Annotated in this window: 18 protein-coding genes and 2 pseudogenes; 13 read left to right on the forward strand and 7 right to left on the reverse strand. The window is 50.6% G+C overall.

From position 1 onward, the window contains the following. Position 1: 1 nt before the first annotated feature. Both ugpC and ugpQ read left to right on the forward strand, forming a co-directional pair. Complete coding sequence (ugpC, locus tag EAS44_RS02185) at positions 2-1,072, forward strand: sn-glycerol 3-phosphate ABC transporter ATP binding protein UgpC (protein ID WP_000907827.1); 1,071 nt, start codon at positions 2-4, stop codon at positions 1,070-1,072. Further along, positions 1,069-1,812, forward strand: coding sequence for a glycerophosphodiester phosphodiesterase (gene ugpQ / locus EAS44_RS02190; protein WP_000073603.1), 744 nt, complete (start codon positions 1,069-1,071; stop codon positions 1,810-1,812). The genes ugpC and ugpQ overlap by 4 nt, the downstream gene beginning before the upstream one ends. On the opposite strand, the gene yhhA is transcribed toward ugpQ, so the two are convergent. Then, positions 1,799-2,239 carry a DUF2756 family protein gene (yhhA, locus tag EAS44_RS02195; RefSeq protein WP_000826133.1) on the reverse strand — a complete coding sequence of 147 codons (441 nt, stop codon included), beginning with the start codon at positions 2,237-2,239 and terminating at the stop codon, positions 1,799-1,801. The two genes, ugpQ and yhhA, sit on opposite strands and share 14 nt — an antisense overlap. A gap of 119 nt (positions 2,240-2,358) precedes the next feature. Here yhhA and ggt point away from each other — a divergent pair, with 119 nt between their 5' ends. After that, complete coding sequence (gene ggt / locus EAS44_RS02200; protein WP_000595129.1) at positions 2,359-4,092, forward strand: gamma-glutamyltransferase; 1,734 nt, start codon at positions 2,359-2,361, stop codon at positions 4,090-4,092. 37 nt (positions 4,093-4,129) lie between these two features. On the opposite strand, the gene yrhB is transcribed toward ggt, so the two are convergent. The 5 genes and pseudogenes from yrhB to yhhY all read right to left on the reverse strand — a co-directional run bounded on the left by yrhB (position 4,130) and on the right by yhhY (position 7,257). Then, on the reverse strand, positions 4,130-4,414 hold the full coding sequence (gene yrhB / locus EAS44_RS02205; protein WP_000634165.1) for a YrhB family protein: 285 nt from the start codon (positions 4,412-4,414) through the stop codon (positions 4,130-4,132). Positions 4,415-4,613: 199 nt separating this feature from the next. Then, a pseudogene (locus tag EAS44_RS02210) lies at positions 4,614-4,769 on the reverse strand (hypothetical protein). A gap of 94 nt (positions 4,770-4,863) precedes the next feature. After that, entirely contained in the window at positions 4,864-5,358 is a 495-nt protein-coding gene (gene yrhA / locus EAS44_RS02215) for a protein YrhA (RefSeq protein WP_000988509.1), read from the reverse strand. Continuing rightward, a pseudogene (gene tssD, locus EAS44_RS02220) lies at positions 5,355-6,533 on the reverse strand (type VI secretion system tube protein TssD). The gene yrhA and the pseudogene tssD overlap by 4 nt, the downstream one beginning before the upstream one ends. A 235-nt stretch (positions 6,534-6,768) precedes the next feature. Beyond that, positions 6,769-7,257, reverse strand: a complete 489-nt coding sequence (yhhY, locus tag EAS44_RS02225) for an N-acetyltransferase (RefSeq protein ID WP_001314206.1) — start codon at positions 7,255-7,257, stop codon at positions 6,769-6,771. A 333-nt stretch (positions 7,258-7,590) separates the two neighbouring features. Here yhhY and yhhX point away from each other — a divergent pair, with 333 nt between their 5' ends. The 5 genes from yhhX to gntU all read left to right on the forward strand — a co-directional run bounded on the left by yhhX (position 7,591) and on the right by gntU (position 12,544). Next, the gene (yhhX, locus tag EAS44_RS02230) at positions 7,591-8,628 is read left to right on the forward strand and encodes an oxidoreductase (RefSeq protein ID WP_000236277.1); all 1,038 of its coding nucleotides are present in this window, start codon (positions 7,591-7,593) and stop codon (positions 8,626-8,628) included. A gap of 122 nt (positions 8,629-8,750) precedes the next feature. Then, on the forward strand, positions 8,751-9,446 hold the full coding sequence (gene yhhW, locus EAS44_RS02235) for a quercetin 2,3-dioxygenase (RefSeq protein WP_000639816.1): 696 nt from the start codon (positions 8,751-8,753) through the stop codon (positions 9,444-9,446). A 92-nt stretch (positions 9,447-9,538) separates the two neighbouring features. Continuing rightward, positions 9,539-10,534 carry a gluconate operon transcriptional repressor GntR gene (gntR, locus tag EAS44_RS02240; protein ID WP_000730251.1) on the forward strand — a complete coding sequence of 332 codons (996 nt, stop codon included), beginning with the start codon at positions 9,539-9,541 and terminating at the stop codon, positions 10,532-10,534. 138 nt (positions 10,535-10,672) lie between these two features. Further along, the gene (gene gntK, locus EAS44_RS02245) at positions 10,673-11,200 is read left to right on the forward strand and encodes a gluconokinase (RefSeq protein ID WP_000108320.1); all 528 of its coding nucleotides are present in this window, start codon (positions 10,673-10,675) and stop codon (positions 11,198-11,200) included. Between the two features lie 3 nt (positions 11,201-11,203). Beyond that, a complete protein-coding gene (gene gntU, locus EAS44_RS02250; protein ID WP_000210122.1) occupies positions 11,204-12,544 on the forward strand; it encodes a gluconate transporter in 1,341 nt (446 codons plus the stop codon). Between the two features lie 56 nt (positions 12,545-12,600). On the opposite strand, the gene yhgN is transcribed toward gntU, so the two are convergent. Then, positions 12,601-13,194, reverse strand: coding sequence for an NAAT family transporter YhgN (gene yhgN / locus EAS44_RS02255; protein ID WP_001002551.1), 594 nt, complete (start codon positions 13,192-13,194; stop codon positions 12,601-12,603). Between the two features lie 191 nt (positions 13,195-13,385). Between yhgN and asd the strand changes: the two genes are divergently transcribed. From asd to glgA, 5 genes are all read left to right on the forward strand, one after another. Continuing rightward, positions 13,386-14,489 (forward strand): aspartate-semialdehyde dehydrogenase, encoded by a 1,104-nt coding sequence (gene asd, locus EAS44_RS02260; protein ID WP_000799949.1) that lies wholly within the window; start codon positions 13,386-13,388, stop codon positions 14,487-14,489. Between the two features lie 272 nt (positions 14,490-14,761). Then, the gene (glgB, locus tag EAS44_RS02265; RefSeq protein WP_001283713.1) at positions 14,762-16,948 is read left to right on the forward strand and encodes a 1,4-alpha-glucan branching enzyme; all 2,187 of its coding nucleotides are present in this window, start codon (positions 14,762-14,764) and stop codon (positions 16,946-16,948) included. Then, positions 16,945-18,918, forward strand: a complete 1,974-nt coding sequence (gene glgX, locus EAS44_RS02270; RefSeq protein WP_000192575.1) for a glycogen debranching protein GlgX — start codon at positions 16,945-16,947, stop codon at positions 18,916-18,918. The genes glgB and glgX overlap by 4 nt, the downstream gene beginning before the upstream one ends. A gap of 17 nt (positions 18,919-18,935) precedes the next feature. Further along, positions 18,936-20,231: a glucose-1-phosphate adenylyltransferase gene (gene glgC / locus EAS44_RS02275; RefSeq protein ID WP_000253971.1), complete on the forward strand. Its 1,296-nt coding sequence runs from the start codon at positions 18,936-18,938 to the stop codon at positions 20,229-20,231. Beyond that, positions 20,231-21,664, forward strand: a complete 1,434-nt coding sequence (gene glgA, locus EAS44_RS02280; protein ID WP_001197646.1) for a glycogen synthase GlgA — start codon at positions 20,231-20,233, stop codon at positions 21,662-21,664. Before glgC ends, glgA begins: the two co-directional genes overlap by 1 nt. The last annotated feature ends 1 nt before the right edge of the window (position 21,665 follow it).

Genomic DNA, 21,665 nt, shown 5'->3' on the forward strand with positions numbered 1-21,665 from the left:
GATGGCAGGACTGAAATTACAGGCAGTAACCAAAAGCTGGGATGGCAAAACCCAGGTCATTAAACCGCTGACCCTTGATGTGGCGGATGGCGAATTTATCGTGATGGTCGGGCCGTCTGGCTGCGGGAAATCGACGTTATTGCGAATGGTTGCCGGACTGGAGCGGGTAACGACGGGCGATATCTGGATCGACCGCAAGCGTGTCACCGAAATGGAGCCGAAAGATCGCGGGATTGCGATGGTGTTCCAGAACTACGCGCTCTATCCGCATATGAGCGTAGAGGAGAACATGGCGTGGGGGCTGAAAATTCGCGGCATGGGCAAGCAACAAATTGCCGAACGTGTTAAAGAAGCGGCGCGCATTCTGGAGCTGGACGGCCTGCTTAAGCGCCGCCCGCGTGAGCTATCTGGCGGTCAGCGTCAGCGTGTGGCGATGGGGCGTGCGATTGTGCGTGAGCCGGCAGTGTTCCTGTTTGATGAGCCGCTCTCTAACCTCGATGCCAAGTTGCGTGTGCAGATGCGTCTTGAACTGCAACAGCTGCACCGTCGCCTGAAAACGACTTCACTCTACGTTACCCACGATCAGGTTGAGGCGATGACGCTCGCCCAGCGAGTAATGGTGATGAACGGCGGCGTCGCCGAACAGATTGGCACGCCAGTTGAAGTGTACGAAAAGCCCGCCAGCCTGTTTGTGGCGAGTTTTATCGGCAGCCCGGCGATGAACCTACTGGCTGGCCGCGTGAATAACGAAGGTACGCATTTCGAACTGGATGGTGGTATTACGCTGCCGCTAAACGGTGGCTACCGTCAGTATGCCGGGCGTAAAATGACCCTCGGCATTCGCCCGGAACATATAGCGCTAAGCTCGCAGGCAGAAGGTGGTGTGCCGCTGGTGATGGACACGCTGGAGATCCTCGGCGCAGATAACCTGGCGCACGGACGTTGGGGCGAACAGAAGCTGGTGGTGCGACTGGCACATCAGGAGCGCCCGACGGCAGGCAGCACGCTGTGGCTGCATCTGCCGGAAAATCAGCTGCATCTTTTTGATGGTGAAACAGGACAACGAGTATGAGTAACTGGCCTTATCCCCGCATCGTCGCCCATCGTGGTGGCGGTAAGCTGGCCCCGGAGAACACCCTGGCGGCAATCGACGTCGGGGCAAAATACGGTCATAAGATGATCGAATTTGACGCGAAGTTATCGAAAGATGGCGAGATCTTCCTGCTCCATGACGACAATCTCGAACGTACCAGCAACGGCTGGGGCGTTGCGGGCGAGCTGAACTGGCAGGATTTACTGCGCGTGGATGCAGGCAGTTGGTACAGCAAAGCGTTTAAAGGTGAGCCGCTGCCGTTGCTTTCGCAGGTGGCGGAACGCTGCCGCGAACACGGGATGATGGCGAATATCGAAATCAAACCCACCACTGGCACTGGACCATTAACGGGCAAAACGGTGGCGTTGGCGGCACGCGAACTGTGGACCGGTATGACGCCGCCGCTGCTGTCATCGTTTGAGATTGATGCTTTAGAAGCCGCGCAACAGGCAGCACCGGAACTGCCGCGTGGTTTATTGCTTGATGAATGGCGCGACGACTGGCGAGAATTGACCGCGCGACTGGGCTGCGTCTCTATTCATCTCAATCATAAGTTGCTCGATAAAGCGCGAGTGATGCAGTTGAAAGATGCCGGATTACGGATTCTGGTTTATACCGTCAATAAACCCCAGCGCGCGGCAGAGTTGCTGCGCTGGGGCGTGGATTGCATCTGTACCGATGCGATTGACGTGATTGGTCCGAACTTTACGGCCCAATAGTTTTCAACGGAATGTCAGGCTGCGGCGTGCTGGGCTGATTCAGCATGTCGCCGTTTCTCCTCTCCGGCAGCATATGCTGCTGATTCAACGAACTATCCGGATTACGGTTGCTGTTTAACATCCCGCCGTTGGTGTTGGGCAGCATTTGCTGCCGGGCGGGATTTCGCTCCCCCGGCTGTGACTGCAACACCCGCTGAGAATTATTGTTTATCTGGTTTTCTAAATGCTGCTGTTGCAGCTGCGTTTGCGTTTTCAGTTGCTGGTTCAGCATCCCTTTTTGCTGGATTTGCTGCGTCTGCATTTGAGTTTGCATCCGCTGCTGGCTGGGGATCTGATATCCCGGCTGGTTAGGGTTGTTCAGAGTATTAATGGGCTGTGCAAAGCCGACAAACGGCAGGAGTGCCGTCAAAAGCAGAAGTCGTTTCATCGCGTATCCTCCTCTGAAGATATTCTTTAAGTTTACTCGCTTCCCGGCAAAACGATGATTAATTCAGAGTTATATACCAGGCTTAGCTGGGGTTGCCCCTTAATCTCTGGAGAATAACGATGATAAAACCGACGTTTTTACGCCGGGTGGCCATTGCTGCTCTGCTCACAGGAAGTTGTTTTAGTACGGTAGCCGCGCCACCTGTTTCTTATGGTGTGGAGGAAGATGTCTTTCATCCGGTACGCGCTAAGCAGGGAATGGTGGCGTCTGTAGATGCTACTGCCACTCAGGTGGGGGTGGATATCCTCAAGGAGGGCGGGAATGCCGTTGATGCCGCCGTGGCGGTGGGCTACGCGCTGGCAGTAACGCATCCGCAGGCAGGGAATCTGGGCGGCGGTGGTTTTATGCTGATCCGCTCGAAAAATGGCAATACCACGGCTATCGATTTCCGCGAAATGGCACCCGCCAAAGCGACCCGCGATATGTTCCTCGATGATCAGGGCAACCCGGACAGCAAAAAATCACTCACTTCGCATCTGGCTTCCGGCACACCCGGTACGGTAGCGGGTTTCTCGTTGGCGCTGGATAAATACGGCACCATGCCGTTGAATAAAGTGGTGCAACCGGCGTTTAAACTGGCACGCGATGGTTTTATCGTTAACGACGCGCTGGCTGACGATCTCAAAACCTACGGCAGTGAAGTGCTGCCGAACCACGAAAACAGCAAAGCTATCTTCTGGAAAGAGGGCGAACCGCTGAAAAAGGGCGACAAGCTGGTGCAGGCGAACCTGGCAAAGAGCCTGGAGATGATTGCCGAAAACGGCCCGGATGAATTCTACAAAGGCACGATAGCGGAACAGATTGCCCAGGAGATGCAGAAAAACGGTGGCTTGATCAGCAAAGAAGATTTAGCGGCATATAAAGCGGTCGAACGCACACCGATAAGCGGCGATTATCGCGGGTATCAGGTTTACTCCATGCCACCGCCATCTTCCGGCGGTATTCATATCGTACAAATCCTCAATATTCTGGAAAACTTCGATATGCAGAAGTACGGCTTTGGCAGTGCCGACGCGATGCAAATCATGGCAGAAGCTGAGAAATACGCCTATGCCGACCGCTCGGAATATCTTGGCGACCCGGATTTTGTCAAAGTACCGTGGCAGGCGCTGACCAATAAAGCCTATGCCAAATCTATTGCCGATCAAATCGATATCAATAAAGCGAAGCCATCCAGCGAAATTCGTCCTGGCAAGCTTGCGCCTTATGAGAGTAATCAAACTACCCATTACTCAGTAGTGGATAAAGACGGTAACGCCGTGGCGGTGACCTATACGCTGAATACCACCTTCGGTACGGGCATTGTCGCGGGCGAGAGCGGTATTCTGCTTAATAACCAAATGGATGATTTCTCCGCCAAACCAGGCGTACCGAACGTTTACGGGCTGGTGGGCGGTGATGCCAACGCCGTCGGGCCGAATAAACGCCCGCTGTCGTCGATGTCACCAACCATTGTGGTCAAGGATGGTAAAACCTGGCTGGTCACCGGAAGCCCAGGCGGTAGCCGGATTATCACCACTGTGCTGCAAATGGTGGTGAATAGCATCGATTATGGAATGAACGTCGCCGAAGCGACCAATGCGCCGCGTTTCCACCATCAGTGGTTGCCGGACGAGCTGCGTGTCGAAAAAGGGTTTAGCCCGGATACGATCAAGCTGCTGGAAGCAAAAGGTCAGAAAGTGGCGCTGAAAGAGGCGATGGGCAGTACACAAAGCATTATGATTGGGCCGGACGGTGAGCTGTACGGTGCATCCGACCCGCGCTCGGTGGATGATTTAACGGCGGGGTATTAAGGTTAGCGGCCCTCTTAGTGGGAAGAGGGCCGTATTGTCAGGGCAAGCCGAAGGTAGCCTTTTTTATTTCATAATCCTGTAGATATTCTTCCAGTGGCTTTGCCGTTCCCAGAGAATGAATTTCACCACTGCCTTTATCAACAATAAAAGGTGCGTTACCAGCTAAGCGCGCGGCCTCATCTCCAGTTTCGAGAAATTCTCGTGCTTCGAAACAGAAATACCAGCCCTGGCTAAAGCGTCCATGTAGAGTAATGACGACCGGGAGATTTGCATCATCAAGGTAATTGTTCGCTTTCGCGAATGCGTCGTGATAAGTAATCATAATTATAATAAATATTATTGTTTAGCGTTATATTATTATTCCTGCGTTATACATTGAGCAAAGACGCGTTCATCTTCGTCAAAGATATTATTAAATGCTGGTTTTGAAAAGAGTTCATCGGATAAGGTATAGTCACAAAATAAGTATCTGCTAATATTTTGTGATTTATTTTCCAGAACGTCGAACCGGATTTGCTCATTTAAGATATCAGAATCTTATGATTCGGGTAAAATTCTAACCAAATCAACATGTCACTAAGATCATCATCGCCATTAGCTATTTCAGTTTAAATAGCGACTACATGTCTTCGGTCCATCTCACTTAAGGAGTGTAGTTCCGTTGTAAGTTTTTCTATAGCTTGTATTGATAAATTTCGATCAAGAAATTTACTGCTGGTAAACTCTAAAAAGATGGCATGGTTTACAATGATTTTGGTTACCTTTTTATTATTATGAACAACTGTCCATGATTTCGTTTAAGAATGAAGAGAAATCACTAAACGAACTGAATATATTTTCTGTGCCAATATTATCTCTAATTTCAAAAAAGTTACTTTTAATGTCATAAGTAAATATTGAAATGCTATCATTCCCGATCACTAACCGTTCTTGTAAGTCAGGATTTATGAAATCATCATTATCTCTATAAAATTCATTTACGGCAAAAAGGTTTTTAACTGAAGGTTCTGGAATCGAGAGGCTAAATAATCGTAATCCATTAACTTCGAATCCATCCATTGCTCTTAAAAAAGTAAGATAATCAGGTTGATTATTAAAGAGAATACTAACTTCATTACATAACTTCTCCAGGCAATTAGTTGAGTTAGAATTAAATTTTATTTGGATTATACTTTCAATAAATGATTCCTTGAGCGGTGCTTCAAATGGATAGTCTAAATCATTCATCATTTTTTTTAATTTATTTATTTGGGTTTTAGTCATCATTTTGTGGGTTCCATAATATTTTTCATGGGAGGATAAATTGAGCCAGATGGAATGGCCCAGGGAGTGATTTTGCTTTCACCCACTAATATTCCCTTAGCTATTCGTGATTGCATGTTAGTAAAAACCTTATGATATGGTTCGTTTTCGATTAATACTAAATTTTCCAAATCATTAGTACCACCATCATCTAGAGATAGTTTATGGTGTACATTATAATTTAGAGGAACATTGCCCTTTCTCATTCTTAAAAGGTCTTCGGCGTTGAATCTTCCAGATGCTTCGGAGGTTTTTGCAAGTTTGATAAGAAAATTTTTTCTTACATTTTTATTAAACTCCTTTCGTAAGTTAGCTAAGTCTTTTGAAGGTCTCTTAATTTATATTATTTCTATTATGTCTATACTATCAAGAAGTTTTTGTTGGCCTCTAAGTTTGCCTAAGTAACTATTTATTTCTGTATATGTATCAACATTAGAACGCTTTGTTAAAAGAATAGATGCTGTTGCTATCGCTATGCCCGCTGTTTTTTCATTTAGTATTTGATCATAGCCTTTGATTGCATCTCCACCCAGTTTTTCCGCAGTATCTCTGAATCCTTCAATGTTCCCATTGTATACGCCACCAGCAGCAAGTAGCCTGCCAACAGCTTCGCTGTTTAACGTTTTTAAACCATTATTTGTTTTGTTTTTTGAATTTGGTAAAAACAAGCGGTTATAATTTTCAGGGAGTGCCAAATAGCTGAACTCGGTGTTAGTGATAAGATGTTGGCAGAGGATAAATTCATAACTAACAGTTATTGTTTCTGTATCCAGTTGGTTTTCAAAGATCTGGTGATGAATAGCCGATAAAAAAGCGCCTCTTAGTTGTATATAATAATACTTTTCCCATCTACCAAATCTATTTATTCGATAGAAGTCAAATTCCATAAATAATTGTTCATTATTGTTAATGGAATTAATAAATAATGGAGTGCTTTTATCAATTAATTTACAAAATGTTATACCATGGAACTGTGAACCAAGCCCCGTATTAGTAATACTATTTAAGAGTGAGAATGTAAATATTTCATCCTCATGACCGCTCTGCCAGCGATTACCTATAGATTCAGTAGTCCCACAACCTGCGGAGATGCTTCCTTGTTGTTCTCCCGTTACTGTCAGATAAACAATATTACTCATCCCTGAAAAGTCCTTTTATGGCATGCTATTTTATCAATGGCAATATTATGCTTGTTAATTGTTATTTATTTACTCCAGGAAATTGTAGGCGTATATATTAAAAAATAAAATATTACACTTTAGGAAGTAATTATGAGGTAAATCTCATATATTTATTGGGAAAATAAATACATTAAAGGAAGGTATGCCGATTTTGAATGACACCCTTTTTCCATCTCAGAAAAAGGGCACTATCTTACTTCACCCGCGCCATATAATACGCATCGACATATTCACCATTACGTAATGCGTACTTTTTGCCAGTCCCTTCAATCTCAAAGCCGAATTTTTTATAGACCTTAATTGCTGGCGCGTTATCGACGAACACCGTTAGCTCGATGCGATCTACCCGCAACCAGTTGTCGCACATATCAATCATTTCGCGCATCAGGGCGCTGGCGACGCCGCGGTTCTTCCAGCGAGAGTCGACACAGATACCAAAATCGGCAACATGACTGCGGCGTGGGCGTTGTTGCACGTCAATGGTGAGATGGCCTACGACGATTCCATCAATACAGGCGACTAACTGCTTGATGCCAGGGCGAGCGGTGAGTCGTTCCAGCCACATTTGTTCTGAAGGATGAGGCACCTGTAGCGTGTTGTAATACACCTCCGGCTGGGCGTGAATCTGCCTGATGGCTTCGTGATCGCGTGTTTCTGCGTGGCGTATTACTATCTCACTCATTCCTTTGTCCTCTTTGGGGTAAATGTCCCTTTCAACATCATTGACTTTCAAATGCGAGTCAAATGCATTTTTTTGCAAAAAGTGTTGGACAAGTGCGAATGAGAATGATTATTATTGTCTCGCGATCAGGAAGACCCTCGCGGAGAACCTGAAAGCACGACATTGCTCACATTGCTTCCAGTATTACTTAGCCAGCCGGGTGCTGGCTTTTTTTTTGACCTTTCGTTCTCAATTTATCCTCGGGAAGTGCTTGTGTTCGTTATGCGCACTCCAGTAGGAACCACGTCCGCTTTGCGCTAAGGTGTAAATAACCACCTTAAAAAGGACGAAATCATGGTCATTAACTGCGCCTTTATTGGCTTCGGCAAAAGCACCACCCGTTACCATCTGCCGTATGTACTTAACCGCAAGGATAGCTGGCATGTCGCGCATATTTTTCGCCGCCATGCGAAGCCGGAAGAACAGGCCCCCATTTATTCCCATATCCATTTCACCAGCGATCTCGACGAAGTGCTAAACGATCCCGATGTTAAGCTGGTTGTCGTCTGCACCCACGCGGACAGCCACTTCGAGTACGCGAAGCGCGCGCTGGAAGCCGGGAAAAATGTGCTGGTCGAAAAACCGTTCACTCCGACAATTGCGCAGGCGAAAGAGCTGTTTGCACTGGCGAAAAGCAAAGGGCTGATCGTTACGCCGTATCAGAATCGTCGCTTTGATTCCTGCTTCCTGACAGCGAAAAAAGCGATTGAAAGCGGCAAGCTGGGAGAGATTGTCGAAGTGGAAAGCCATTTTGACTATTACCGCCCGGTGGCAGAAACCAAACCGGGGCTGCCGCAGGATGGCGCGTTCTATGGCCTTGGTGTGCATACGATGGACCAGATTATTTCTCTGTTCGGTCGCCCGGATCACGTCGCTTATGACATCCGCAGCCTGCGTAATAAAGCCAATCCGGACGACACCTTTGAAGCGCAGCTGTTTTATGGCGATCTAAAAGCCATCGTCAAAACCAGCCATCTGGTGAAAATCGATTATCCGAAATTTATCGTTCACGGTAAGAAAGGTTCGTTTATTAAATACGGTATCGACCAGCAGGAAACCAGCCTGAAGGCTAATATTATGCCGGGCGAACCAGGATTCGCAGCGGATGATTCGGTCGGTGTGCTGGAGTATGTCAATGACGAGGGCGTGACGGTAAGAGAAGAGATGAAGCCAGAGATGGGCGATTATGGGCGCGTTTATGATGCGTTGTATCAAACCATCACCAACGGTGCGCCAAATTACGTCAAGGAATCTGAAGTTCTTACGAATCTGGAAATCCTTGAACGCGGTTTTGAGCAATCTTCTCCCTCCGCAGTGACTCTCGCGAGGTAAGTTTGATGGCCCCTCGAATAGTTCAATTTTTTTGAACAGAGGGGTCAATTTTCACCCTCTATCATCCCAGGCGGATCGGGTCCACACTAAGCCCATCGAAATCATTCAGGGGGCGAATACAAATGATCTACTTACGCAAAGCAAATGAACGCGGTCATGCAAATCATGGCTGGCTGGACTCCTGGCATACTTTCTCTTTTGCCAACTATTACGATCCGAATTTTATGGGCTTCTCTGCGCTGCGCGTGATTAACGACGACGTGATTGAAGCAGGGCAGGGCTTCGGCACTCACCCGCATAAAGATATGGAAATTTTGACCTACGTGCTGGAAGGTACTGTTGAGCATCAGGACAGCATGGGCAATAAAGAGCAGGTTCCGGCGGGCGAGTTCCAGATTATGAGTGCGGGTACGGGTATTCGTCACTCAGAGTACAACCCAAGCAGCACCGAGCGTCTGCATCTGTATCAGATCTGGATCATGCCTGAAGAAAACGGCATTACGCCGCGTTATGAACAGCGTCGCTTCGATGCCGTGCAGGGCAAACAACTGGTGCTTTCGCCGGATGCGCGTGATGGTTCATTGAAAGTGCATCAGGATATGGAACTGTATCGTTGGGCGCTGGTGAAAGATGAGCAGTCGGTGCATCAGATTGCCGCTGAACGCCGCGTCTGGATCCAGGTGGTGAAAGGCAATGTCACCATTAACGGCGTGAAAGCCTCGACCAGCGATGGCCTGGCAATCTGGGATGAGCAGGCGATTTCCATCCATGCTGATAGCGACAGTGAAATCCTGCTGTTCGATTTACCGCCAGTCTAAATTTATCTCACAAACCTTCCTGAGGAATCGGGAAGGTTCTGATGCGTCCGTGTTAAACTAAGAGAATCTATCTCTTTTGTACCTTCAGGACGATGAAAAAGAAAAGACCCGTACTTCAGGATGTGGCTGACCGTGTAGGCGTGACCAAAATGACGGTCAGCCGTTTTTTACGCAACCCGGAGCAGGTTTCCGTCGCTCTACGCGGCAAGATTGCCGCCGCTCTTGATGAACTGGGTTATATTCCCAATCGCGCGCCCGATATACTCTCTAACGCTACCAGCCGGGCGATTGGCGTCCTGTTACCTTCTCTCACCAACCAGGTTTTCGCGGAAGTATTACGCGGAATCGAAAGCGTCACCGACGCGCACGGTTATCAAACCATGCTGGCGCACTACGGTTATAAACCGGAAATGGAGCAAGAACGCCTCGAATCAATGCTCTCATGGAATATCGACGGCCTGATCCTCACCGAACGTACCCACACGCCGCGTACCTTAAAGATGATTGAAGTGGCGGGGATTCCGGTGGTGGAGTTGATGGACAGTAAGTCGCCGTGCCTCGATATCGCCGTCGGTTTTGATAACTTTGAAGCGGCACGCCAGATGACCACCGCCATTATTGCTCGCGGGCATCGTCACATTGCCTATCTCGGCGCACGCCTCGACGAACGTACTATCATCAAACAGAAGGGATACGAACAGGCGATGCTGGATGCAGGCCTGGTGCCGTATAGCGTGATGGTTGAGCAATCTTCTTCTTACTCTTCCGGTATTGAACTGATTCGCCAGGCGCGGCGGGAATATCCGCAGCTGGATGGCGTGTTCTGTACTAATGATGACCTGGCGGTCGGCGCGGCGTTTGAATGTCAGCGTTTGGGGTTGAAAGTTCCTGACGATATGGCGATTGCCGGTTTCCACGGTCATGACATTGGTCAGGTGATGGAGCCACGGCTAGCGAGTGTGCTGACGCCGCGTGAGCGGATGGGCAGCATTGGCGCTGAGCGCCTGCTGGCGCGTATTCGTGGCGAATCTGTGATACCGAAAATGTTAGATTTAGGTTTCACCTTGTCACCGGGCGGATCTATTTAAGCCTACAAATTTGAAGTAGCTCACACTTATACACTTAAGGCACGGATGGATATTGCTTCTGATATTGTCCGGCTGGACAATGTTACCGATAACAGTTACCCGTAACATTTTTAATTCTTGTATTGTGGGGGCACCACTTTGAGCACGACTAACCATGATCACCACATTTACGTCTTGATGGGCGTATCGGGCAGCGGCAAATCTGCGGTCGCCAGTGAAGTGGCGCATCAACTTCATGCCGCGTTTCTTGATGGCGATTTCCTCCATCCGCGCTGCAATATCGAAAAAATGGCGTCTGGCGAACCGCTGAATGACGACGATCGCAAACCGTGGTTGCAGGCGCTGAACGACGCCGCGTTTGCTATGCAGCGCACCAATAAAGTATCGCTGATCGTCTGTTCTGCACTGAAAAAACACTATCGCGACTTGCTGCGTGAAGGTAATCCTAATCTCTCTTTCATCTACCTGAAAGGCGATTTTGATGTGATTGAAAGCCGCCTGAAAGCGCGCAAAGGCCATTTCTTTAAAACCCAAATGCTGGTGACGCAGTTTGAAACGCTGCAGGAGCCGGGTGCGGACGAAACCGATGTACTGGTGGTGGATATTGATCAACCGCTGGAAGGTGTTGTGGCAAGCACCATTGAGGTTATTAAAAAAGGCAAATAAGTAGTGACTACATTAACGCTTGTTTTAACAGCAGTAGGGTCTGTTTTACTGCTGCTGTTTTTAGTCATGAAGGCGCGTATGCACGCTTTCCTGGCTTTAATGGTGGTGTCCATGGGGGCTGGCCTTTTTTCTGGTATGCCGCTCGATAAAATCGCAGCGACGATGGAAAAAGGGATGGGAGGCACCCTCGGCTTCCTGGCGGTGGTTGTCGCCCTGGGAGCCATGTTTGGTAAGATCTTACATGAAACCGGCGCGGTCGATCAGATTGCCGTCAAAATGCTCAAATCCTTCGGTCACAGCCGCGTGCATTATGCTATCGGCCTTGCGGGGCTGGTTTGTGCGCTACCGCTGTTCTTTGAAGTGGCGATTGTTCTGCTGATTAGCGTTGCTTTCTCAATGGCGCGCCACACCGGCACGAACCTGGTGAAGCTGGTAATCCCATTATTTGCAGGCGTGGCGGCAGCGGCTGCGTTCCTGGTGCCTGGGCCAGCGCCAATGCTGCTGGCATCGCAGATGAACGCCGACTTTGGCTGGATGATCCTGATTGGCCTGTGCGCGGCAATTCCGGGAATGATTATTGCCGGGCCGCTGTGGGGTAATTTCATCAGCCGCTACGTGGAGTTGCATATTCCTGACGACATCAGCGAACCGCATCTCGGCGAAGGCAAAATGCCGTCCTTCGGATTCAGCCTGTCGCTGATCCTGTTGCCACTGGTGCTGGTGGGGCTGAAAACCATTGCCGCGCGTTTTGTGCCAGAAGGTTCTACCGCTTACGAATGGTTTGAGTTTATCGGCCATCCGTTTACCGCGATTCTGGTTGCTTGCCTGGTGGCGATTTACGGTCTGGCAATGCGTCAGGGTATGCCAAAAGACAAAGTGATGGAGATTTGCGGTCACGCGCTGCAACCGGCGGGGATCATTCTGCTGGTGATTGGTGCGGGCGGCGTGTTCAAACAGGTGCTGGTTGACTCTGGTGTCGGTCCGGCACTGGGCGAAGCGTTAACCGGCATGGGCCTGCCGATTGCCATCACCTGCTTCGTGCTGGCAGCTGCAGTGCGCATCATTCAGGGTTCTGCCACCGTTGCCTGTTTAACGGCGGTGGGACTGGTGATGCCGGTCATTGAACAACTGAACTACTCCGGTGCGCAAATGGCGGCGCTGTCGATTTGTATCGCCGGTGGTTCGATTGTTGTCAGCCACGTTAACGACGCGGGTTTCTGGTTGTTCGGTAAATTTACCGGCGCGACCGAAGCCGAAACGCTTAAAACCTGGACCATGATGGAAACCATCCTCGGCACTGTCGGTGCCATCGTTGGGATGATTGCGTTCCAGCTGTTGAGTTAAGTTTGTTTACCCGGTAGTTCTGACGCTACCGGGCTCTTTTCGAAAAACTCTCCTTGTTACCCCTTCATCCACATTCGAATGCCGTCGAGGAACATCTGAGTTGCCATCATCACCAGAATCAATCCCATCAGGCGTTCAAGTGCGTTCACCCCTTTCTCGCCCAGCAGACGTAAAAATAGCGAAGACTGTAGCAGGATGACAAAGGTGCCGCCCCAGGCCAGCAGCAGAGCAATCACCAGATGTCCCATCTGATTCGGGTACTGATGAGACAACAACATCAGCGTGGCGAGAATAGTCGGCCCGGCGACCAGCGGAATTGCCAACGGCACGATAAATGGCTCTTCACCTGCCGGAAGCCCGCTGCTATTTCCTGAAGCGCTGGGGAAAATCATCTTAATGGCGATCAGAAACAGAATGATGCCGCCAGAAATGGAGACGGTTTCTGCCCGCAGGCTAAGAAATGCCAGAATTTTCTCGCCCGCAAACAGGAACACCAGCATCACAAGGAGAGCAATAAGCAACTCTCGCACCATGATTGCCCGCCGTCTTTTCGGTTCAGTATGTTTCAGTACGGACATGAAAATAGGTAGGTTTCCGAGCGGATCCATAATCAGGATCAATAAAACTGTTGCAGAAATGATTTCATTCATAACTCAAATTCCCTGATAATTGCCGCGGACTTTCTGCGTGCTAACAAAGCAGGATAAGTCGCATTACTGATGGCTTCGCTATCATTGATTAATTTCACTTGCGACTTTGGCTGCTTTTTGTATGGTGAAAGATGTGCCAGGAGGAGACCGGCACATTTATACAGCACACATCTTTGCAGGAAAAAACGCTTATGAAAAATGTTGGTTTTATCGGCTGGCGCGGTATGGTCGGCTCCGTTCTCATGCAACGCATGGTTGAAGAGCGCGACTTCGACGCCATTCGCCCTGTCTTCTTTTCTACTTCTCAGCTTGGTCAGGCTGCGCCGTCTTTTGGCGGAACCACTGGCACACTTCAGGATGCCTTTGATCTGGAGGCGCTAAAGGCCCTCGATATCATTGTGACCTGTCAGGGCGGCGATTATACCAACGAAATCTATCCAAAGCTTCGTGAAAGCGGATGGCAAGGTTACTGGATTGACGCAGCATCATCTCTGCGCATGAAAGATGACGCCATCATCATTCTTGACCCCGTCAATCAGGACGTCATTACCGACGGATTAAATAATGGTATCAGGACTTTTGTTGGCGGTAACTGTACCGTAAGCCTGATGTTGATGTCGCTGGGGGGTTTATTCGCCAATGATCTTGTTGATTGGGTGTCCGTTGCAACCTACCAGGCCGCTTCCGGCGGTGGTGCGCGACATATGCGTGAGTTATTAACCCAAATGGGCCATCTGTATGGCCATGTGGCAGATGAACTCGCGAACCCGTCCTCTGCTATTCTCGATATCGAACGCAAAGTCACAACCTTAACCCGTAGCGGTGAGCTGCCGGTAGATAACTTTGGCGTGCCGCTGGCGGGTAGCCTGATTCCGTGGATCGACAAACAGCTTGATAACGGTCAGAGCCGCGAAGAGTGGAAAGGGCAGGCGGAAACCAACAAGATCCTCAACACATCTTCCGTAATTCCGGTAGATGGTTTATGTGTGCGTGTCGGGGCATTGCGCTGCCACAGCCAGGCATTCACTATTAAATTGAAAAAAGATGTGTCTATTCCGACCGTGGAAGAACTGCTGGCTGCGCACAATCCGTGGGCGAAAGTTGTTCCGAACGATCGGGAAATCACTATGCGTGAGCTAACCCCAGCTGCCGTTACCGGCACGCTGACCACGCCGGTAGGCCGCCTGCGTAAGCTGAATATGGGACCGGAGTTCCTGTCAGCCTTTACCGTGGGCGACCAGCTGCTGTGGGGGGCCGCGGAGCCGCTGCGTCGGATGCTTCGTCAACTGGCGTAATCTTTATTCATTAAATCTGGGGCGCGATGCCGCCCCTGCTAGTGCGTAATACAGGAGTAAGCGCAGATGTTTCATGATTTACCGGGAGTTAAATAGAGCATTGGCTATTCTTTAAGGGTGGCGGAATACACGAGTATTCACAGCCTTACCTGAAGTGAGGACGACGCAGAGAGGATGCACAGAGTGCTGCGCCGTTCAGGTCAAAAAAATGTCACAACCAGAAGTCAAAAATTCAGTTGGATGGGGTGACACAATAAAACAGGAAGACAAGCATGTCCGATCGTATCGATAGAGACGTGATTAACGCGCTAATTGCAGGCCATTTTGCGGATCCTTTTTCCGTACTGGGGATGCATAAAACCACCGCGGGACTGGAAGTCCGTGCCCTTTTACCCGACGCTACCGATGTGTGGGTGATTGAACCGAAAACCGGGCGCAAACTCGCAAAACTGGAGTGTCTCGACTCACGGGGATTCTTTAGCGGTGTCATTCCGCGACGTAAGAATTTTTTCCGCTATCAGTTGGCTGTTGTCTGGCATGGTCAGCAAAACCTGATTGATGATCCTTACCGTTTTGGCCCGCTAATCCAGGAAATGGATGCCTGGCTATTATCTGAAGGTACTCACCTACGTCCGTATGAAACCTTAGGCGCGCATGCAGATACTATGGATGGCGTCACAGGTACGCGTTTTTCTGTCTGGGCTCCAAACGCCCGTCGGGTCTCGGTGGTTGGGCAATTCAACTACTGGGACGGTCGCCGTCATCCGATGCGACTGCGTAAAGAGAGCGGAATCTGGGAACTGTTTATCCCCGGGGCGCATAACGGTCAGCTCTATAAATACGAGATGATTGATGCCAATGGCAACTTGCGCCTGAAGTCCGACCCTTATGCCTTCGAAGCGCAAATGCGCCCGGAAACCGCGTCTCTTATTTGCGGCCTGCCGGAAAAGGTTGTGCAGACTGAAGAGCGCAAAAAAGCGAATCAGTTTGATGCGCCAATCTCTATTTATGAAGTTCACCTTGGCTCCTGGCGTCGCCACACCGACAACAATTTCTGGTTGAGCTACCGCGAGCTGGCCGATCAACTGGTGCCTTATGCTAAATGGATGGGCTTTACCCATCTCGAGCTACTGCCTATTAACGAGCATCCCTTCGATGGCAGTTGGGGTTATCAGCCAACCGGCCTGTATGCACCGACCCGCCGTTTTGGTACTCGCGACGACTTCCGTTATTTCATTGATGCCGCACACGCAGCTGGTCTGAACGTGATTCTCGACTGGGTGCCAGGCCACTTCCCGACCGATGACTTTGCGCTTGCCGAATTTGATGGCACGAACTTGTATGAACACAGCGATCCGCGCGAAGGCTATCATCAGGACTGGAACACGCTGATCTACAACTATGGTCGCCGCGAAGTCAGTAACTTCCTTGTCGGTAACGCACTTTACTGGATTGAACGTTTTGGTATTGATGCGCTGCGCGTCGATGCGGTGGCGTCAATGATTTATCGCGACTACAGCCGTAAAGAGGGGGAGTGGATCCCGAACGAATTTGGCGGTCGCGAGAATCTTGAAGCGATTGAATTCTTGCGTAATACCAACCGTATTCTTGGTGAGCAGGTTTCCGGTGCAGTGACAATGGCGGAGGAGTCTACCGATTTCCCTGGCGTTTCTCGTCCGCAGGATATGGGCGGTCTGGGCTTCTGGTACAAGTGGAACCTCGGCTGGATGCATGACACCCTGGACTACATGAAGCTCGACCCGATTTATCGTCAGTATCATCACGATAAACTGACCTTCGGGATGCTCTACAACTACACTGAAAACTTCGTCCTGCCGTTGTCGCATGATGAAGTGGTCCACGGTAAAAAATCGATTCTCGACCGGATGCCGGGCGACGCATGGCAGAAATTCGCTAACCTGCGCGCCTACTACGGCTGGATGTGGGCATTCCCGGGCAAGAAACTACTGTTCATGGGGAACGAATTTGCCCAGGGCCGCGAGTGGAACCATGACGCCAGCCTCGACTGGCATCTGTTGGAAGGCGGCGATAACTGGCACCACGGTGTCCAGCGTCTGGTGCGCGATCTGAACCACACCTACCGCCACCATAAAGCAATGCATGAACTGGATTTTGACCCGTACGGCTTTGAATGGCTGGTGGTGGATGACAAAGAACGCTCGGTGCTGATCTTTGTGCGTCGCGATAAAGAGGGTAACGAAATCATCGTTGCCAGTAACTTTACACCGGTGCCGCGTCATGATTATCGCTTCGGTATTAACCAGCCGGGTAAATGGCGTGAAATCCTCAATACCGATTCCATGCACTATCACGGCAGTAATGCAGGCAATGGCGGCGCAGTACACAGCGATGAGATTGCCAGCCACGGTCGTCAGCATTCACTGAGCCTGACGCTACCACCTCTGGCCACTATCTGGCTGGTTCGGGAGGCAGAATGACACAACTCGCCATTGGCAAACCCACTCCCCTCGGCGCGCATTACGACGGTCAGGGCGTCAACTTCACACTTTTCTCCGCTCATGCCGAGCGGGTAGAGCTGTGTGTCTTTGATGCCAATGGCCAGGAACATCGCTATGACTTGCCAGGGCACAGTGGCGACATTTGGCACGGTTATCTGCCGGATGCGCGCCCGGGTTTGCGTTATGGTTATCGCGTTCATGGCCCCTGGCAACCCGCCGAGGGGCATCGCTTTAACCCGGCGAAGTTGTTGATTGATCCTTGCGCGCGGCAAATTGACGGGGAGTTTAAAGATAACCCGCTGCTGCACGCCGGTCATAATGAACCTGACTATCGCGACAACGCCTCCATTGCGCCGAAATGCGTAGTGGTGGTTGATCACTATGACTGGGAGGATGATGCCCCGCCGCGCATGCCGTGGGGCTGCACCATCATTTATGAAGCCCATGTCAAAGGATTAACGTATCTGCACCCGGAGATCCCGGTCGAGATCCGTGGCACTTATAAAGCCCTGGGGCATCCGGTGATGATCAACTATTTGAAACAGTTGGGCATTACCGCGCTGGAGTTGCTGCCGGTGGCACAATTTGCCAGCGAACCACGTCTGCAACGCATGGGGCTTAGTAACTACTGGGGGTACAACCCGGTGGCGATGTTTGCGCTGCATCCGGCGTATGCCTGCTCGCCAGAAACGGCGCTGGATGAGTTTCGCGATGCAATCAAAGCACTGCATAAAGCGGGTATCGAAGTCATTCTTGATATCGTGCTCAACCATAGTGCGGAACTGGACCTCGACGGCCCGTTATTCTCGCTGCGTGGGATCGACAACCGTAGCTATTATTGGATAAGAGAAGACGGCGATTATCACAACTGGACCGGTTGTGGTAACACGCTCAATTTGAGTCATCCGGCGGTGGTAGATTATGCCAGCGCCTGCCTGCGTTATTGGGTAGAAACCTGCCACGTCGATGGTTTCCGCTTTGATCTGGCGGCAGTCATGGGCCGTACGCCAGAGTTTCGTCAGGATGCGCCGTTGTTTACCGCTATCCAGAACTGCCCGGTGCTCTCGCAGGTGAAGTTAATTGCTGAACCGTGGGATATCGCTCCTGGTGGTTATCAGGTGGGAAATTTCCCGCCGCTGTTTGCCGAGTGGAACGATCATTTCCGCGATGCAGCCCGTCGTTTCTGGCTGCATTATGATTTACCTCTGGGAGCGTTTGCCGGGCGTTTTGCTGCCTCCAGCGATGTTTTTAAACGTAATGGTCGTCTGCCGAGTGCCGCGATTAATCTCGTCACCGCGCATGACGGTTTTACGCTTCGCGACTGCGTTTGCTTCAACCATAAACACAATGAAGCAAACGGAGAAGAAAATCGCGACGGGACCAACAACAATTACAGTAACAATCATGGTAAAGAAGGGTTAGGCGGTACTCTTGATCTGGTTGAACGGCGGCGCGACAGCATTCACGCCCTGTTAACAACGTTGTTGCTCTCCCAGGGTACGCCGATGTTACTGGCCGGTGACGAACATGGTCACAGCCAGCGTGGCAATAACAATGCCTACTGTCAGGATAACCAATTAACCTGGTTGGACTGGTCGCAGGCAAGCAGTGGTTTAACCGCATTTACCGCCGCGTTAATCCATCTGCGCAAGCGCATTCCCGCTTTGATGGAGAATCGCTGGTGGGAAGAAGGCGACGGCAATGTCCGTTGGCTAAATCGATATGCTCAACCTTTAAGCACGGATGAGTGGCAAAACGGGCCGAAACAGCTGCAAATTCTGCTCTCGGATCGCTTTTTGATCGCAATTAACGCCACGCTTGAGGTAACAGAGATTGTTTTACCTGCTGGGGAGTGGCACGCCATTCCCCCATTCGCTGGAGAGGATAACCCAGTGATTACGGCTGTCTGGCAGGGACCTGCACACGGATTGTGTGTGTTCCAGAGATGATAAAAAAGGAGTTAGTCATGGTTAGTTTAGAGAAGAACGATCACTTAATGTTGGCGCGCCAGCTGCCATTGAAATCTGTTGCCCTGATACTGGCGGGAGGACGTGGTACCCGCCTGAAGGATTTAACCAATAAGCGAGCAAAACCGGCCGTACACTTCGGCGGTAAGTTCCGCATTATCGACTTTGCGCTGTCTAACTGCATCAACTCCGGGATCCGTCGTATGGGCGTGATCACCCAGTACCAGTCCCACACTCTGGTGCAGCACATCCAGCGCGGCTGGTCATTCTTCAATGAAGAAATGAACGAGTTTGTCGATCTGCTGCCAGCACAGCAGAGAATGAAAGGGGAAAACTGGTATCGCGGCACCGCAGATGCGGTCACCCAAAACCTCGACATTATCCGCCGTTATAAAGCGGAATACGTGGTGATCCTGGCGGGCGACCATATCTACAAGCAAGACTACTCGCGTATGCTTATCGACCACGTCGAAAAAGGTGCACGTTGCACCGTTGCTTGTATGCCAGTACCGATTGAAGAAGCCTCCGCGTTTGGCGTTATGGCGGTTGATGAGAACGATAAAATTATCGAATTCGTTGAAAAACCAGCTAACCCGCCGTCAATGCCGAACGATCCAGGCAAATCTCTGGCGAGTATGGGTATTTACGTCTTTGACGCCGACTATCTGTATGAACTGCTGGAAGAAGACGATCGCGATGAGAACTCCAGCCACGACTTTGGCAAAGATTTGATTCCCAAGATCACCGAAGCCGGTCTGGCCTATGCGCACCCGTTCCCGCTCTCTTGCGTACAATCCGACCCGGATGCCGAGCCGTACTGGCGCGATGTGGGTACGCTGGAAGCTTACTGGAAAGCGAACCTCGATCTGGCCTCTGTGGTGCCGGAACTGGATATGTACGATCGCAATTGGCCAATTCGCACCTACAATGAATCATTACCGCCAGCGAAATTCGTGCAGGATCGCTCCGGTAGCCACGGGATGACCCTTAACTCACTGGTATCCGGCGGTTGTGTGATCTCCGGTTCGGTGGTGGTGCAGTCCGTTCTGTTCTCGCGCGTTCGCGTGAATTCATTCTGCAACATTGATTCCGCCGTATTGTTACCGGAAGTATGGGTAGGTCGCTCGTGCCGTCTGCGCCGCTGCGTCATCGATCGTGCTTGTGTTATTCCGGAAGGCATGGTGATTGGTGAAAACGCAGAGGAAGATGCACGTCGTTTCTATCGTTCAGAAGAAGGCATCGTGCTGGTAACGCGCGAAATGCTACGGAAGTTAGGGCATAAACAGGAGCGATAATGCAGGTTTTACATGTATGTTCAGAGATGTTCCCGCTGCTTAAAACCGGCGGTCTGGCTGATGTTATTGGGGCATTACCCGCAGCACAAATCGCAGACGGCGTTGACGCTCGCGTACTGTTGCCTGCATTTCCCGATATTCGCCGTGGCGTGACCGATGCGCAGGTAGTATCCCGTCGTGATACCTTCGCCGGACATATCACGCTTTTGTTCGGTCATTACAACGGGGTTGGCATATACCTGATTGACGCGCCGCATCTCTATGATCGTCCGGGAAGCCCGTATCACGATACCAACTTATTTGCCTATACCGACAACGTATTGCGTTTTGCGCTGCTGGGGTGGGTTGGGGCAGAAATGGCCAGCGGGCTTGACCCATTCTGGCGTCCTGATGTGGTGCATGCGCACGACTGGCATGCAGGCCTTGCGCCTGCGTATCTGGCGGCGCGCGGGCGTCCGGCGAAGTCGGTGTTTACTGTGCACAACCTGGCCTATCAAGGCATGTTTTATGCACATCACATGAATGACATCCAATTGCCATGGTCATTCTTTAATATTCATGGGCTGGAATTCAACGGACAAATCTCTTTCCTGAAGGCCGGTCTGTACTATGCCGATCACATTACGGCAGTCAGCCCAACCTACGCTCGCGAGATCACCGAACCGCAGTTTGCCTACGGTATGGAAGGTCTGTTGCAACAGCGTCACCGTGAAGGGCGTCTTTCCGGCGTACTGAACGGCGTGGACGAGAAAATCTGGAGTCCAGAGACGGACTTACTGTTGGCCTCGCGTTACACCCGCGATACGTTGGAAGATAAAGCGGAAAATAAGCGCCAGTTACAAATCGCAATGGGGCTTAAGGTTGACGATAAAGTGCCGCTTTTTGCAGTGGTGAGCCGTCTTACCAGCCAGAAAGGTCTCGACCTGGTGCTGGAAGCCTTACCTGGTCTTCTGGAGCAGGGCGGGCAGCTGGCGCTACTCGGCGCGGGCGATCCGGTGCTGCAGGAAGGTTTCCTTGCGGCGGCAGCGGAATACCCCGGCCAGGTGGGCGTTCAGATTGGCTATCACGAAGCATTTTCGCATCGCATTATGGGCGGCGCGGACGTCATTCTGGTGCCCAGCCGTTTTGAACCGTGCGGCTTAACGCAACTTTATGGATTGAAGTACGGTACGCTGCCGTTAGTGCGGCGCACCGGTGGGCTTGCTGATACGGTTTCTGACTGTTCTCTTGAGAACCTTGCAGATGGCGTCGCCAGTGGGTTTGTCTTTGAAGATAGTAATGCCTGGTCGCTGTTACGGGCTATTCGACGTGCTTTTGTACTGTGGTCCCGTCCTTCACTGTGGCGGTTTGTGCAACGTCAGGCTATGGCAATGGATTTTAGCTGGCAGGTCGCGGCGAAGTCGTACCGTGAGCTTTACTATCGCTTGAAATAGT

The organism is Escherichia coli DSM 30083 = JCM 1649 = ATCC 11775, assembly GCF_003697165.2.
Lineage (GTDB): Bacteria > Pseudomonadota > Gammaproteobacteria > Enterobacterales > Enterobacteriaceae > Escherichia > Escherichia coli.

Bases quoted from the DNA above. Each gene is read 5' to 3' on its own strand.
- yrhA (WP_000988509.1), bottom strand. From the start codon at position 5,358: ATGATGACTAAAACCCAAATAAATAAATTAAAAAAAATGATGAATGAT.
- yhgN (WP_001002551.1), bottom strand. From the start codon at position 13,194: ATGAATGAAATCATTTCTGCAACAGTTTTATTGATCCTGATTATGGAT.
- yhhW (WP_000639816.1), top strand. From the start codon at position 8,751: ATGATCTACTTACGCAAAGCAAATGAACGCGGTCATGCAAATCATGGC.
- ggt (WP_000595129.1), top strand. From the start codon at position 2,359: ATGATAAAACCGACGTTTTTACGCCGGGTGGCCATTGCTGCTCTGCTC.
- glgX (WP_000192575.1), top strand. From the start codon at position 16,945: ATGACACAACTCGCCATTGGCAAACCCACTCCCCTCGGCGCGCATTAC.
- yhhY (WP_001314206.1), bottom strand. From the start codon at position 7,257: ATGAGTGAGATAGTAATACGCCACGCAGAAACACGCGATCACGAAGCC.
- yhhX (WP_000236277.1), top strand. From the start codon at position 7,591: ATGGTCATTAACTGCGCCTTTATTGGCTTCGGCAAAAGCACCACCCGT.
- yhhA (WP_000826133.1), bottom strand. From the start codon at position 2,239: ATGAAACGACTTCTGCTTTTGACGGCACTCCTGCCGTTTGTCGGCTTT.
- asd (WP_000799949.1), top strand. From the start codon at position 13,386: ATGAAAAATGTTGGTTTTATCGGCTGGCGCGGTATGGTCGGCTCCGTT.
- glgC (WP_000253971.1), top strand. From the start codon at position 18,936: ATGGTTAGTTTAGAGAAGAACGATCACTTAATGTTGGCGCGCCAGCTG.
- ugpQ (WP_000073603.1), top strand. From the start codon at position 1,069: ATGAGTAACTGGCCTTATCCCCGCATCGTCGCCCATCGTGGTGGCGGT.
- ugpC (WP_000907827.1), top strand. From the start codon at position 2: ATGGCAGGACTGAAATTACAGGCAGTAACCAAAAGCTGGGATGGCAAA.
- glgB (WP_001283713.1), top strand. From the start codon at position 14,762: ATGTCCGATCGTATCGATAGAGACGTGATTAACGCGCTAATTGCAGGC.
- glgA (WP_001197646.1), top strand. From the start codon at position 20,231: ATGCAGGTTTTACATGTATGTTCAGAGATGTTCCCGCTGCTTAAAACC.
- gntR (WP_000730251.1), top strand. From the start codon at position 9,539: ATGAAAAAGAAAAGACCCGTACTTCAGGATGTGGCTGACCGTGTAGGC.
- yrhB (WP_000634165.1), bottom strand. From the start codon at position 4,414: ATGATTACTTATCACGACGCATTCGCGAAAGCGAACAATTACCTTGAT.